Source organism: Photobacterium profundum (genome assembly GCF_003026285.1).
GTDB classification, from domain to species: domain Bacteria; phylum Pseudomonadota; class Gammaproteobacteria; order Enterobacterales; family Vibrionaceae; genus Photobacterium; species Photobacterium profundum.
In genome coordinates, this window is record NZ_PYOD01000003.1 from 237,662 (window position 1) to 252,220 (window position 14,559).

Here is a 14,559-nt window from a genome sequence, read left to right on the forward strand (position 1 = left end):
GATGTCAAATGCTCAGTGAGACTAGCATACTGCAGTGAAGCCATTTAGTATCAAGCATGAAATGAAGAAATATTAGATAGGGCAATATGAACAACACACGTACGTATTTTCATTTTTATGATTCACCGTTAGGTAAAATTCGCCTATTAGCAACCGATGAAGGCTTAATTTCTTTGACGATACCAAGCCAACGAATTGATGATCACATTGATTCTAATTGGATCTATGGTGCTGATATTCTCTTAACGTGTTGCCACCAGCTTGATGATTATTTTTCTGGTGAGCTAACAGAATTTACAGTGCCACTCGCAGCTGTGGGTACTATATTTCAGAAACAAGTGTGGGATGCTTTATGCCGTGTACCTTATGGTGAAACATGCAGTTATAAAGCTATAGCCGATAGTATCGGAAACCCTAAAGCTGTACGAGCGGTCGGTGCAGCTAATGGTAAAAACCCTATCGCAATAATAGTGCCTTGTCACCGTGTTATTGGTACTAATGGCAAATTAACAGGTTACGCTGGTGGGATAGAGCACAAAGCCTTCTTGCTTAAATTAGAAGGCATTGTTAGTTGTGATGAATAAGCATCGAGGTATGCAAAGTAAAAAATTTTTATTTAGTGCGTTTTTGTTCGCATGCTAAAAAGTCATCTAAATGAGTGGCGTTGGCATTAAATCTATAACGCTGTTTTGATGCTTCTAATTCAAAGTGTCCTTTGTCTTGTGTGATAAGTTTTTTTAAGTCATCAAAGGCTTGTCGATCACTGGTGCCTGCTAACAACATAAGCCGTCCATAGGTAAACTGTTCTTTTTGTTTACGCCAATTCACGCTGAACACTTCGGTGGGCTTTCCTGCGCGATTGTAGTTAATGTTTTCAAACCCTAACGGACGGTTGATGTCTGCTTTCATTGCGACATATCGGTGCTGATAAATATTATCAGTAACAAGAGAGACCCTTAATCCTTCTTTATACTTACCGTCTGCACCTTTCTCTAGGTGAAAGAAATTCAGTTGGCAGCCATTATTTGTTAGCTTCGTTGAGCTGGTGGGGAGTACCTCTGCACTCAGTAACCCTGGCGTTAAAAATACACTAATACTGATAAAATATTTAAACTGAGAACGTAAACCCATAAGCATTATTCCGCCTCTATAGCTGATGATATTGAAAATGCTGTATAAATGATTTGGGCATTTTCACTCTAAGCATAGACTTAATTATCATAGATATACTTAACGTATGCTTATTTCACCGTAACAAATATTGCTTGTTTATGTTCTCAGTGCTTGATCATGAAGTAGAATTATTCTGCATTATAAATTTTGGCTTTTACCATTTTCCGATACTGGCTTGCGGTGATGCTAAATTGTTGTTGAAAACGCGTAGAAAAGTGATAAGCATCTTTATATCCCACTTGCTCTGCGACATCTTGTACCGACATACCAAAATCACGTAATAAATGTTGTGCGGCTTCCATTCGGATTTTTTGAAGGTATTGATGCGGAGGTTGGCCCACTTGGTCCTTAAATTTTCGATTGAAGGTTCTTAAAGGTAGCTTGCATTCCTGTGCAACGCGTTGGGCTGTAATCGGTTGTGCAAGGTGTCGCTTCATCCAGTCTTGAGCAAGTGCAATTGATTCATCAAATTGCATCTGTCCGCCAATTTGATAGAAGGGTTGTTGACTGGTTTTCGATATTTCATGTCCATAATGCGTTTCGATAGTATCAGCTATTTTTTGACCATAGTTTTCTGCAATCAGATATAAAATCATCTCTGATTGGGAGTTGATACTACCGGTACAAAAAAGTCCATTTGCAGCAGTAATCGAAGCTTGGCGGTTAAGTGTCACTTGTGGATAGCGAGATGCGAATTTTTCATAGAAATACCAATGTGTCGTTGCCACTTGATTATCTAATAGCCCTGTTTCTGCTAACCAAGACACACCTGTGCCAGTCGCGACTAACTGTGCGCCATGTTGATATTGTTTTATTAGCCAAGGAATTATCGTGGGAGATTGGCTTATGGAAGAAAAAGGATTACCCCACATCGGAGGTAAAACCACAATGTCAAAATTGTCTTCATCTTCAAAGGTGATATCTGGCTGTAATCGAATACCTGCAGCTAACTTGGGTGGGCTTAAAGAAGGTGCAACCAATTTAATCTCAAAAGGGTATGCACGTTGTGTTTTTCTATCTCGTAAGCTGGCAGCACTGCTTAACATTTCAGCTGCTAAAGAAACGCCAGTTATTAACGCACGGTTATAGAGAACAAATCCGACCTTCATTTTCCCTCCAAGCATTTGTTATACGGTGCTAATTTCACCGTTTTCATACAAAATAGATATTAAAATGTCACGGTGGCACTAATGGCAGTGATTTTGGCATAGATGTAGGGTGATTAACCAGCCCAAGTTGATATTATCTTGTTTAAAACAATGTTTGATATAGGTTCGAAATGACAAAGTTACCTCTTATCGTTGGCTTAGGCGGTATAAATGCTGCCGGTCGTACTTCTGGTTTTCACAGTTATAAGCGTATGGTTTCTGATGTTTTAACCGATGATGAGATGAAAACAACGTGGCAAGATTTAGCCCGTCGTATGGGATTAATTACTGATGAAGAGCCTATCAATGAAGAAATCATTGAAGCGATTAAAGCAGGCACATTGGTACGTCGTGTTGAAACATTCGATCCAGATAACGTCTTATACCAATATAAAGCGACTCTGAATGCTGAAACGCATACAGAATTGAATGATCAAATCACATTTACGCTGCGTAAATCAAAGCTGCCGAATGTGATTCCAGATAACTGGACTGTTGACTTACAAGGCAGCAAGGCGAAGGTAATAGTTAGTGGTAGCCTTGATGCGTTATTAGAAGATCGTGTCATATTCCCTGTATCAAGTGGTGGTAATATTCCTACTGGGTTTGATCCCGGTAAAATGTATAACTCTCGTTTTCATCCTCGAGGTCTAAAACTTACTGTTTACGGTGCATCTGATGCGCTAAATTCGTTAGGTATAGATTGGTCTGAAGTGCTAACACACATAAAACCAGACGAAGTATCTGTGTATGCAGGTTCTGGTTTAGCACAAATCGACGATCAATCAATTGCGGGTATGTTAGCTGCGCCATTAACGGGTGGCCGTGTTAGTACTAAAATGATGGCGTTATCGTTTGCAGAAATGCCAGCCGACTTCATTAATGGCTATGTGATTAACAGCATTGGTACAACGGGTACAAATATGGGGGCGTGTGCCACTTTCCTCTATAACCTACGCCAAGGCATGCATGATATTCAGCAAGGTAAATCGAAGATTGCTATCGTCGGTAATGCTGAAGCACCAGTCTTGACTGAAATTATGGAAGGCTTCCGCGTAATGGGGGCGTTAGCTGAAGATGAGCAACTTAAAGCTCTCGATAACAGTGATGAAGTGAATAATCGCCGTGCATGCCGTCCATTCTCATCTAATGCTGGTTTTACGATGGCAGAATCGGCACAGTTTGCAGTATTGATGGATGATGAGTTAGCTCTTAAGTTGGGTGTTAATATCTATGGTTCAGTAGCCGATGTATTCATTAATGCTGATGCGAATAAGAAATCTATCTCGGCACCGGGTGTAGGTAACTATGTTACCGTTGCTAAAGCGACAGCATTGGCAAAAGCGATTTTAGGCGAAGACGGTGTTAAGCAAACATTTGTTCAAGCACATGGTACAGGTACACCCCAAAACCGTGTTACTGAAAGTCATATTTTAAATGAAGTTGCTAAAACATTTGATATTGATAGTTGGGCTGTAACTGCAATTAAATCGTATGTTGGTCATTCAATGAGTGTTGCTGCCGGTGATCAGTTAATGGCGTCACTCGGCGTGTGGCAATACGGTTGGGTTCCGGGTATTACAACCATTGATCATATTGCTGATGACGTGCACCAATCTAATTTGAATATATTGACTGAGCATGCTTTTGCTGGTCAACGCGGTGAAGATTATAAAGCCGTTATTTTGAATGCAAAAGGTTTTGGTGGTAATAATGCAACAGGGCTTGTTCTATCACCTAGCCAAACTTTATCGATGCTGCAGTCAAAATATGGTGCAGATGTTATTACCGCTTATCATGAGAAGAACGTAGCAATTCAAGCGAATAGTCTAGAGAACGATCAACAAACATGTTTGGGTAATGAAAAAATCCGTTATAAGTTTGGTGAGAATGTGATGGATGAAACGTCGGTTTCTATGACACAAAATGAAATTCGTTTATCTGAATTTGAGCAGGCGATACCGTTAGCAATGACGAATCCATATTCAGATTACAGCTAAAGCCAACGTTATATAAACTTAATCAACAGTGGTTAGGTACGTAAAAAGATAAAAACGCGAGTCTTGTTATCAGCTAATTCTTTCTGAATGGCTATAACAGCCTCGCGTTTTTATGAGACAGTTTTGTGGGAGTGATTTCGTCCCAACCAATGATGTAGCACCTCTAACATTTTTATTTTGTTAATAGGCTTAGTGAGAAAATCATCCATCCCTACAGATAGGCATTGAACTTGGTCTTGTTGGCTAACATTGGCTGTCATCGCAATGATCGGTATGTCACTTTTATTATTATGAAGGTCACGTATATAAGTACAAGCTTCAAAACCGTTCATTTCAGGCATTTGTAAATCCATTAAAATGAGATCGTAGCTTGTGTTCTCCAATGCAGCTACTGCTTCTTTCCCATTATTCGCTGTAGCAACATTGAAGCCATTTTTAGCCAATATTGCTTTAGCAATCATTTGGTTAGATGGACTATCTTCGACGAGCAAAATAGTCGCTGCTTGGTGTTTGGTATTGTTCAACTTGTGCTCATCGCTTATTTTAAGAGGCGCGGATGTAGATTCAAGTTGAAGTGTAAAGCTAAATGTTGAACCTTGGTGTAGTTCGCTGGTAATTTCAAGCTCTCCGCCAATTAAATGGACTAAAGCCTGGCTAATGGCTAGCCCCATTCCAGCTCCGCCATAGCGTCGGGAAAATGAAGCATCACTCTGAACAAAAGGGGACAGTATCGATTGAATTTTATTGTTGTCGATACCAATACCAGTATCGGTAACAGAAAAAGTAATTGCTTGTTTTCCTTTGTAAATATTTGATTTTAGATTAATGGAAATAGATCCACTATCTGTGAATTTAATCGCGTTACCTAGTAAGTTTGTGAGTATTTGGGATGACTTCCCCTCATCACCTAATACATAATTATTTGTAGATAGGGTTGAGTTGAGCTGTAATGTAATGCCCTTTTGTTGTGCTTGGTCGGCAAATATTGCGATAATTGACTGTGCCATTTGGAATGGTGAAAAGCTGGTGTTATTTAAGATTGCTTTGCCTGAATCTAATTTTGAATAATCCAAAATATCATTTAGTTGGCTTAATAATATTTTGGCAGCATTATGCGCACTAACTGTGAATTTTTGACCATGTTGGGTTAGGGGTTCTTCTTCTAAAATTTCAAGCGCCCCTAAAATTACATTTAGAGGTGTGCGGATTTCATGGCTCATTGTGGCAATGAATTCGGCTTTAGATTTATTCGCGGTTTCTGCATCTAGTCTCGCTTTATTAAGCTGTTGCTCGCGCTCTGCTTGTTGTTTTAATACGTTCTCAAGAGTGTCTACTGATGTGTTTAAGCGATCAAGCTCAGATTGTTCAGCGAGTGGTTCCTGTGGCTCTTTGTGGAGGCATTTTAGTGATAATAGTTTGTTATTAATTTTTGTTAGTGGCGATAGTAGTAAATACTGGCAAATGAAATAACTAAGCACACCAAGAAGTAATAGTGAAATTGCAGAGAAAAAACGCATTTGCCCAACATGATGATCAATACCCTTAACAAGGTTGTTTCTACTTATTGCAATCGACATTGAACCAAAGACTTCGCCTTCTACTGAAATCGTTTTATATATTTGAGAACTTTCTGTACTGTTTTTTAAGGGCTGGACTCCCCACGTAGCAAGTACCTTGTCTTGATCATTTTTAATGGCAACATAGCTTAAGTCAGGTATATCTGAAGCAACGTATTCGAGAATGGTGTCAAGATGAGGAATATCTTCCGTTAAGACATCCTCAATGGTTGCAGCTGTTAAAATAGTAAAATATTGTTGTAGTTGACGTTCAACTTTTTCTTCAAGGTAATTCTTTTCATAAAAACGAACAATTTCGCCAGAGATAAGACAAAGGATGAGGGTAATGAATGAAATCATTACCGCATATTTTAGCCACAAAGGTAGTCTACGAAGGTTAGAAATCATAAGCATACCTATTCATTAAAGAATTGAGTATTAGCCATTGCCATACGGATTTTTTGATAATCGCTATCTGTCGCTAAAAGAAATCCATCTTTTTTTATTGCTTTTAAAGCATTAGGATCGGTGATGCTTAATAACGTTTCTTTCAGGGACGTCGTGATCTTTTCATTGAGAGTTGCACTGGCAATCCAGGGTTTTGTTACATTTTCAAAATAAGCGATTGCTTTTAATGGTGCGCCTTTTTTAACCAGTTTCTTGAATGTATTTTCTTTTAAGGCGCCGGCATCAAATTGTTCTGTGGCAACGGCCGTTCCGACTTTATCATGGCGACCAAGATAGCTGTAATGCTCTAATTGTTTTGAGGTAATAGAATGTTGAGCGAGGTAAGCTTGGGAGAGATAGCGACCAATGGTTGAATTCTGGTCACCAAAAGCGAAGCTCTTACCTTTTAAGTCACTGACTGATTCAATTATACTGTCACTGTGTACGCAAATTACGCCATTAAATGTTTTACTGCCATGATTGCTTTCCATTGCTAACAGTGTAATTTTAGGGGCTGCTTCTTTTGCTAAAATGTACGATGCGGGGCCAAATCGAGCAAAATCAATTTTTCCGTCGACAAGGTCATTTAATCCTTCTTGGTAATTTTTTGAAATTTGCATCCTAATTTGCACAGGTTCTCCTAATTTCACTGTCATTTTCGATTCAATGACATTAAGCATTGGACGAAACTGCTTAACCATCGCCGTGGCTTTGTCGGAGGTGTAGATACCAAACACCAGTTCAACATCAGCTAAAGCGGGCTGCTGTACACAAAATGTAAGTAATAATCCTAAGCAATATTTTTTCATGATGCTTTCTCCATTACATTGATAGTATAGAAGAAGCAATAACTAGACCAATATGTATGATATGTTGGACTTTAAGCGTTAAGATTACCGGTTATTTAATCTAAATTGCTGTATCTATTTAGTTTATTTTTATGTGTTTTGTTTATGAGTACCGTGATACTTGTGAGTACCTAACTGACTTTGGATAATCGAAAATTTATGTCGAATATTTTACTGCTTGCAAACTTAAATTGTGATCGTGTTTTGCAGCTTGATAAACCATTAGTGATGGGTGGGAGGCACCATTATCAAGACAGTGGAAGACGTCTTGGCGGCGGTGGAGCAAACACCGGACTAGGTTTAGTGTGGGCTGGGCACCATGTTGCGCTGGTAAGTCAAGTAGGTCGAGATGAAACAGCTGATTGGTTATTGGCTGAAGCGAGTTTACAAGGTTTAGATTGCCACCTGTTACAGCGTAACGATGTCGCAACTCCTGAATTATTATTGATTATGACCCCTGACGGTGAAAGAACCATTATTCGACCTCAGAGGCCTATTTTTGAGTTAGGAGTGCCACCAGCTTTTGCAAAATGGGATGCATTATACATTAACTCATCAGCCGTCGGCGCAGAACGTTGGGCTGAGGTTGCATTAAACGAAACATTGGTTATAGCACAATTAGCGAAAGATGAACGCGTTAGGCCGTGTCATATTTTGATTTCATCTAAGTCTGATATGGCTGGCAGAACATTATTATCTGCGTGGGAATACGGACAAAAGATCGCAGGAAACCAATTGCGCTACTTCATTATTACCGATGGTGATAACGGTGCAACGGCTTATACCGCACACGAGCAATTTTATATTCCAGCGCTGAAAGCAGACGTCGTTGATACAACGGGGGCGGGAGATGCATTCGCCTCGGGTCTAATTAACGGGTTATTGCATAATGCTTTTATCACTGAGGCCATGAAGCAGGGCGCGCAGTGGGCATCTTTTGCTGTGTCGACGCAGAGTTCGATACCGGGGAAAGCGTTAAAAGATTATTTGGAATAGACTCTTAATAAAACATAAAAAAGGCGCTGATAACTTTTCGATGATGAGAAAGTTACAACAGCGCCTTTTGTCATTGGTTGAATGACGAATTACTTTTTAAGTGTCGTGATTTTTGCTTTGCTTTTGATTGCTTGGCGAAGACGTACACGACGCTCTGATGAACTTTGCTGCTCACTAGGGTTGTTTGTACGACTTTTACGATCCTTAAATGCAGCCTTGGTGTTCATTTTCTGAACGAAAGCATCACGATTTGTTGGTTCATAGCCAAGAAGCTGCACACGGTGAATACGTTGGCCAATAAGTTGTTCAACTTGAACCAGTGTCAATTCTTCTTCTTTACTAACGAAAGAGATGGCATGACCTTTCAGACCTGCACGACCAGTACGACCAATACGGTGAACATAATCTTCAGCTAGGAATGGCATGTCGAAATTGACAACGTGTGGCAGGGCTTGAATATCAAGACCACGAGCCGCAACTTCAGTTGCAACCATTACACGTGCTTTACCTTCTTTGAATTCATCAAGTGCACGACGACGAGCACTTTGTGCTTTATCACCATGGCAAAGAACAGCTTTGATACCGTCTTTTTTAAGTTCTTTTACAAGTTCGTTAGCCGTTTCTTTGTAGTTAACGAAGACAAGTACTTGCTTCCAGTTTTTCTTACCAATAAGTTCAGACAGTAGCTCACGCTTACGTTCTTGATCTACTGGGTAAACAACGTGAGCAACAGTATCTGCCGTTGTATTCTCGCGATCGACCATGATGCGCTTAGGTTTACGAAGAATATCGCTTGCCAGCGCATTCATTTGTTTTGAAGACGTTGCAGAGAACATCATGATTTGAGGGTTGCTATTCACTTCACCCATCACTTTACGCATGTCAGTAATAAAGCCCATATCTAGCATGCGGTCAGCTTCATCGAAAACAAGGAATTCAATGTTAGTCAGTGATACATTTTTTAGATCAACGTGTTCAATGAGACGTCCGGGTGTGGCAACAAGAATATCAACGCCTTTTTCTAGCGTTCTTTCTTGAGATGACATTTTAGTGCCACCGTAAATTGCAGCAGTCTTAAGATCGGTGTATTTCGTGTATTCTGCAATGTTCTGAGCAATTTGAGCGGCTAATTCACGTGTTGGTGCAAGAATCAGTGCGCGAACATTAAAGCGACCACGTGATTTTGGCTTATCAAGAATTTGTTGAATAATCGGCAAAGAGAATGCTGCCGTTTTACCCGTGCCTGTTTGCGCATTGGCAAGAATATCCGACCCACGACGTGCGTGAGGGATTGCTTGTTGTTGAATCGGTGTTAATTTCTCGTAACCACACTCAGTAAGTGCGCGTACAATTTCTGGAGAAAAATTTTGTGATGCAAATGACATTCTTTGTTCCTAAACAGTCGGCTGATGCCGATTACATTCATAAGCCTCAACGCTTATGAATGTAACCCATTAGCCAAAAAAAATTGGTCGCATATTATAGATTATTAATTGTAGCCTGTGGGGACTAATTTTCTATCATCGTTGATTATTTAACCTAAATGGCGTCTTTAAAGTATTTAAAGTGTAAAATTCTTGCCAAATATTATTGTTTTTCAAAGATAAAAACAGTTTTGTTTACTTCTTGCCCTGTGACCGGTAATGAAAGCCTGTATTGTGCGATTAAGAATTACTCTCGTTGATAATTCAATTGAGTATCAGATTGTATTAAGAAGGGACTGAATCTTGGAATTTGGGTTTGATAGGATTTGTTGATGTGGTTTAACTCTCAATCTAAATAATAAAGCCGATACCCGCCAAATAGGTAAATTTGGTGGGCATCGGTTTTTTGTTTTATTTCGTGCTTTTACCTTGTTTGGATATTCCTAGTAAGCCAACGCCGAAAGCGGCTAACAGGCCAATAAAGGCGATGATCATATGGTGATGGTGAATCCAGTACATATTTGCTCCTTAGTAACCTGTTTTTTCAAGTTCTTTCGCTTTGTGGATCATAGGGGTAATGGTTGAGCCTTGAACAATAATCGAGAATACAACCACGGCATAAGTCATTAATACTATTATTTCTTTAACATCTATTTCTGGGCTGTACCCTGTTGCAATGCCTGATGGAATTGCCATCGCCATCGCTAGTGCTAAACCACCACGTAAGCCACCCCAAGTAAGAATTTTGACAGATTCTGGGTTATACGTGCGGTATCGATTAAAGCCTAGATAAGCTATTTTTACACTGAGGTAGCGACTGCACAGCACTAGTGGAATCGCGATAGCGACTGCAACAATATCGATATAATGAAAACTGAATGTCAGCATAATTAAACCGATTAACAGGAACAGAATGGCGTTTAGAGTTTCGTCTGCCAGTTCCCATAGGTGATTGAGTTGGTGTGATTCATCTTCAGCAATACTGTTACGTGTCCAGTTTCCAATCATGATGCCAGAAACAACCATAGCAAGCGGTGCAGACACCCCTAAGTGTTGACCTACAACATAACCACTTGTTGGAATTAGCATGGTGAGGATCAAGCGCATCATTCCGTCGTGTGAATGCTTGATTAAGTAATGAAAAACTAAACCCAGTACTAAGCCGAAAGCGATACCGCCTAATGCTTCATGAGTGAAAAGTGCAATTGTGCTAGATACCGTGGGGGCACTTTCCCCAAAAGCGACTTCAAACAAGGTCACAAAAATGACTAAGCCAATACCATCATTAAATAATGATTCGCCTTCGATTTGAGTTGAAATGCGTTGTGGTGCATTCATCTTTTTGACAATGGCTAATACAGCGATTGGGTCGGTAGGTGAAATAAGTGCACCAAATAAACAACAATGAATAAAGGCCATGTTGATGCCGACTAACGAGAAGATCAGCCATAACACCGTACCAATGAAAAATGTTGAAAAAAGGGTACTGGCAAGTGCAAGAATAGTAATTTCGAATTTTTGATCTTTAAGGTGTGATAACTTTATATTTAATGCACCGCCAAAAAGTAGAAATCCAAGAACACCTTTTAACAAGAAGTCATCAAATTGAATGTTTTGAATTATGTTAATCAGCTCGTGTTCTTCATTGAGCGGAATGTAATTCATATTACTTAAAAACAGTAACGCAAGTGAGATGATGACAGACCAGCCTGTAATAGCGATGGTAGTTTGAAACTTCCCCACACGGTGGTTGAACATCGAGATGAAGACGGCAACTGCAGCGATAATGCAGATGGTGTCGTAAACTGACATGTATTATGTGCTCCTAATACTCTTAGGCTTTTCGTGAATTATTATTTACCTCAATAGTGGTGAAACATATGAGCATTGAGGTGTGGGTGCATATAATAGGCAATTCTGAATAATTACCATCATCATGATTTTGTAAAGTAATGATGCATAAATGAGTGTTGATGACGTGCTAGATGTGATGTAGAAGCACATCTTTTACCCTAAAGTGGTAGGTGCTTCATGTGTAATGTAAAATCCGTTATAGAAAGATAAAAGGGGCTGATCAAAAGAGATTAGATGGCTAACCTCTTTTTTATTTTATATGGTGCAATCTAGGTTAGATATAAGATGATTAGTCTTGTATAACATGAGCGGGTAACTCGGCGGGTAGCCCTGTTTTATTGGTGTATATTCGGTCAAATTCTTTGAGTTTTCTGACTTTGACTGAGGCAAAGCGAGACCATTTACTTGCATCGACAACCAACCAATTTTGGCGAGAATTATCAAGAATACAACGTGAAATTTCAGCTTCTTGTGTTTCATGCTCCATGGCTGAATGGCTTTGAGTGATAGAGCCACAGCCTACAATACCAATATCGGCCTCAAAGCTACTGAAGAATGTTAAAACGCTATTGCCTACAATATCTTGATGTTTACGCCTAAATAACCCCCCCGTCATATAGACTTCAGCATATTGATTGGCTTCTAAAATTCTTGCCACTTGTAGGTTATTGGTAATAATACGCAATGGTTTTTTGTGAAGAAGATAATGCGCAATATGTGTAACTGTTGTTCCAATTCCCATCATGACGGTTGAGCCATCAGGAATAGAGTGGGCGATGTCTTTAGCGAGTTTATCTTTGATGCTTGATTCAACGTCTGCACGAAATTGATATGTCGTATTGGTAAGTAAGGCTGGTAGGCTTACACCACCGTGTATTCGTCGCGCTAATCCTTGTTCGCATAATTGATTTACGTCACGGCGTATAGTTTGCGTGGTTACATCAAAATAAGCCGCTAGTTCATCAATTTGAATGCCTTCAGCTTGCTTTAAACGCAATAATATTTGTTGCTGACGTTGATTTAGTTCCATGAGGCAGCCTATTAAAATACGTTGGGTTTATCTGTAATGATGTTATCAACGCCCCATGCTGTGAATTTATCGACTTTCTTTGGGTCGTTTAACGTCCAAATCATTAATGTTAACCCTATTTCTTTGATCGATTTAGCCAGTTTTGCATTGAGTATACGGTGATCAATATGAAGGCTATAAAGATCGAGCGGCTTAATCGTATCTAGCATATTTGATGGTTTGTGCTCTGTAATAAAGCCTCGACGTACTTCAGGGTATAAAGCTTGACAGTGTGCTAATGCCGTTTGCGAAAAACTTGAAAATAATAGCTTTTCGATCGGGAAGTTCAGATGTTTAATTGTTTCGACTACCTTTTCAACCAAAGGCTTTACTTCATGTTCGTTATGAATTTTTATTTCAAGATTCATATTTAAATCATTTTCTTGGCATGCGAGAAGGGCTTCTTCCAGTGTTGGTATAGTTTCGCCCTTGAATTCATTTGAAAACCAGCTGCCTGCATCTAATACCTTTAGTTCAGCAAGTGTCAATTCACCTACGCGACCTTTGCCATTGGTGCAACGTTTCACTGTTTTGTCGTGAATGATAACAGGAATGTTATCGGCACTAAGCTGCGTATCTATTTCGATCCATTGAATACCTGATTCGACTGCCTTTTGAATGCCTGCAAGCGTATTTTCTGGCGCGAGTGCTGCCGCGCCACGGTGACCAGTAATCATAATGTTATCCAGTAAATGTTCATTTGAATATTTAACAACTCTAGAAGTTGAAGGTTACAGAAATATGAAAGCTGATTTTGTGAACTTATGCAATAAATATCAGTGTTTATCTTATTTAGAGGTCGTAGTATCACAATTTTCACATGGTGAATTTCAATGTTCATATGAGTGTAATATTTTACGCTCATACTCCTACAACAATTAAAGGCTAGTATAGAAGAACGTCTACTTTCCATCATGAATGTACGGTCTTTAACAATAAAGTCTAATCGTACTATTAAGGGTTTAATGAATGAAAAAGCTAATAGGAACAGTTCTAACAGCGGCTGCACTTCTTGTCGGTTGTGGTGAAAAAGGTGATGAAACGGTAACGGCTGAAACAATTAAGCCAATTGATATCAATATGAGCCTCGTTTTCACTCAAAACGAACTTCTCACACAAGAATTGATTAAAGTTAGCGATAAAATTCGAGAACGTACTGATGGTTCGATAAATATTAAAGTGTTCCCTGGCGGCCAGCTTCCCGTTTACAAAGATAACCTTGAGCAAGTTGTTAATGGTGCCAATTGGATTGCAGTTGAAGACCTTAGCTATCTTGGCGACTATGTACCTGACTTTGCAGCACTAGCGGGTCCAATGCTTTACAACTCATACGATGAATACCTTGCAATGATGGATACCGAATTTGTTGCGGGTTTAAAAGATCAAGTTGAACAAAAAGGCATTAAAGTACTTAACGCTGATTATATGTTTGGTTTCCGCCACATGATCACAAACAAAGAAATTAAAAAATCAGCAGACATGAAAGGCATGCGTATTCGCGTTCCTGGTAGTCAGCTATTCATTAGCACATTGTCTTCTATGGGAGCATCGCCAGCTTCATTACCTTTCCCTGAAACCTATGCGGGGGTTCAGCAAGGTGTTGTCGATGGGCTAGAAGGCTCAATCCTAACAATGTATTCAACTAAAATTTATGAAGTTGCGAAGAATATGTCACTGACTAAGCACTTCTTGGGTACAGTAGGTATCTATATTTCACCTACATTGTGGGATAAGTTTACCCCTGAACAACAGCAAATCGTAACAGAAGAGCTTGATGCTGGTGCAGTGTCGAATACCGCAGAGCTAATAAAGTTAGATGCTGAATATACAAAGAAACTTGAAGAATTAGGGGTAACCTTTAATGAAGTTGATACGGCTGAATTTAGCAAGTTAACGGCTGATGTTTATAACCAGTTCCCAACGTGGAGCAGCGATATTCACAGCACGATAATGAAAGAGCTAGAGGCAATTCGCGCAGCACAATAATTGCGAAAAATGTAAGTGTAAAAATTAGAAAGAGTTATCACGTGGCTTCTCAGTTGAT

At 39.5% G+C, this 14,559-nt stretch carries 12 protein-coding genes; 4 read left to right on the plus strand and 8 right to left on the minus strand.

Annotation, left to right across the window (positions count from 1 at the left end):
• The first annotated feature begins 86 nt into the window (after positions 1-86).
• Positions 87-584, plus strand: coding sequence for a methylated-DNA--[protein]-cysteine S-methyltransferase (locus tag C9J48_RS10575; protein ID WP_006229789.1), 498 nt, complete (start codon positions 87-89; stop codon positions 582-584).
• Positions 585-612: 28 nt separating this feature from the next.
• On the opposite strand, the gene C9J48_RS10580 is transcribed toward C9J48_RS10575, so the two are convergent.
• Both C9J48_RS10580 and C9J48_RS10585 read right to left on the minus strand, forming a co-directional pair.
• Positions 613-1,137 carry a hypothetical protein gene (locus C9J48_RS10580; protein WP_006229790.1) on the minus strand — a complete coding sequence of 175 codons (525 nt, stop codon included), beginning with the start codon at positions 1,135-1,137 and terminating at the stop codon, positions 613-615.
• Positions 1,138-1,301: 164 nt separating this feature from the next.
• Entirely contained in the window at positions 1,302-2,282 is a 981-nt protein-coding gene (locus tag C9J48_RS10585) for a GlxA family transcriptional regulator (RefSeq protein ID WP_006229791.1), read from the minus strand.
• A 170-nt stretch (positions 2,283-2,452) separates the two neighbouring features.
• Here C9J48_RS10585 and C9J48_RS10590 point away from each other — a divergent pair, with 170 nt between their 5' ends.
• Positions 2,453-4,321, plus strand: a complete 1,869-nt coding sequence (locus tag C9J48_RS10590) for a beta-ketoacyl synthase (RefSeq protein WP_006229792.1) — start codon at positions 2,453-2,455, stop codon at positions 4,319-4,321.
• A gap of 110 nt (positions 4,322-4,431) precedes the next feature.
• On the opposite strand, the gene C9J48_RS10595 is transcribed toward C9J48_RS10590, so the two are convergent.
• Together C9J48_RS10595 and C9J48_RS10600 are read right to left on the minus strand one after the other, a co-directional pair.
• Entirely contained in the window at positions 4,432-6,285 is a 1,854-nt protein-coding gene (locus C9J48_RS10595) for a response regulator (RefSeq protein ID WP_107281141.1), read from the minus strand.
• An 8-nt stretch (positions 6,286-6,293) separates the two neighbouring features.
• Complete coding sequence (locus C9J48_RS10600; protein ID WP_006229795.1) at positions 6,294-7,133, minus strand: PhnD/SsuA/transferrin family substrate-binding protein; 840 nt, start codon at positions 7,131-7,133, stop codon at positions 6,294-6,296.
• A 198-nt stretch (positions 7,134-7,331) separates the two neighbouring features.
• Between C9J48_RS10600 and C9J48_RS10605 the strand changes: the two genes are divergently transcribed.
• Positions 7,332-8,168, plus strand: coding sequence for a carbohydrate kinase family protein (locus tag C9J48_RS10605; RefSeq protein ID WP_006229796.1), 837 nt, complete (start codon positions 7,332-7,334; stop codon positions 8,166-8,168).
• Positions 8,169-8,257: 89 nt separating this feature from the next.
• Here the strand turns inward: C9J48_RS10605 and C9J48_RS10610 are convergent, their stop codons facing one another.
• The 4 genes from C9J48_RS10610 to C9J48_RS10625 form a co-directional block, all read right to left on the minus strand.
• Entirely contained in the window at positions 8,258-9,553 is a 1,296-nt protein-coding gene (locus C9J48_RS10610; protein ID WP_006229797.1) for a DEAD/DEAH box helicase, read from the minus strand.
• A gap of 567 nt (positions 9,554-10,120) precedes the next feature.
• On the minus strand, positions 10,121-11,404 hold the full coding sequence (locus tag C9J48_RS10615; protein WP_006229799.1) for a cation:proton antiporter: 1,284 nt from the start codon (positions 11,402-11,404) through the stop codon (positions 10,121-10,123).
• Between the two features lie 331 nt (positions 11,405-11,735).
• On the minus strand, positions 11,736-12,476 hold the full coding sequence (locus tag C9J48_RS10620) for a DeoR/GlpR family DNA-binding transcription regulator (RefSeq protein ID WP_006229800.1): 741 nt from the start codon (positions 12,474-12,476) through the stop codon (positions 11,736-11,738).
• 11 nt (positions 12,477-12,487) lie between these two features.
• Positions 12,488-13,192 carry a glycerophosphoryl diester phosphodiesterase gene (locus C9J48_RS10625; protein ID WP_006229801.1) on the minus strand — a complete coding sequence of 235 codons (705 nt, stop codon included), beginning with the start codon at positions 13,190-13,192 and terminating at the stop codon, positions 12,488-12,490.
• Positions 13,193-13,484: 292 nt separating this feature from the next.
• Between C9J48_RS10625 and C9J48_RS10630 the strand changes: the two genes are divergently transcribed.
• On the plus strand, positions 13,485-14,501 hold the full coding sequence (locus C9J48_RS10630) for a C4-dicarboxylate TRAP transporter substrate-binding protein (protein WP_006229802.1): 1,017 nt from the start codon (positions 13,485-13,487) through the stop codon (positions 14,499-14,501).
• The last annotated feature ends 58 nt before the right edge of the window (positions 14,502-14,559 follow it).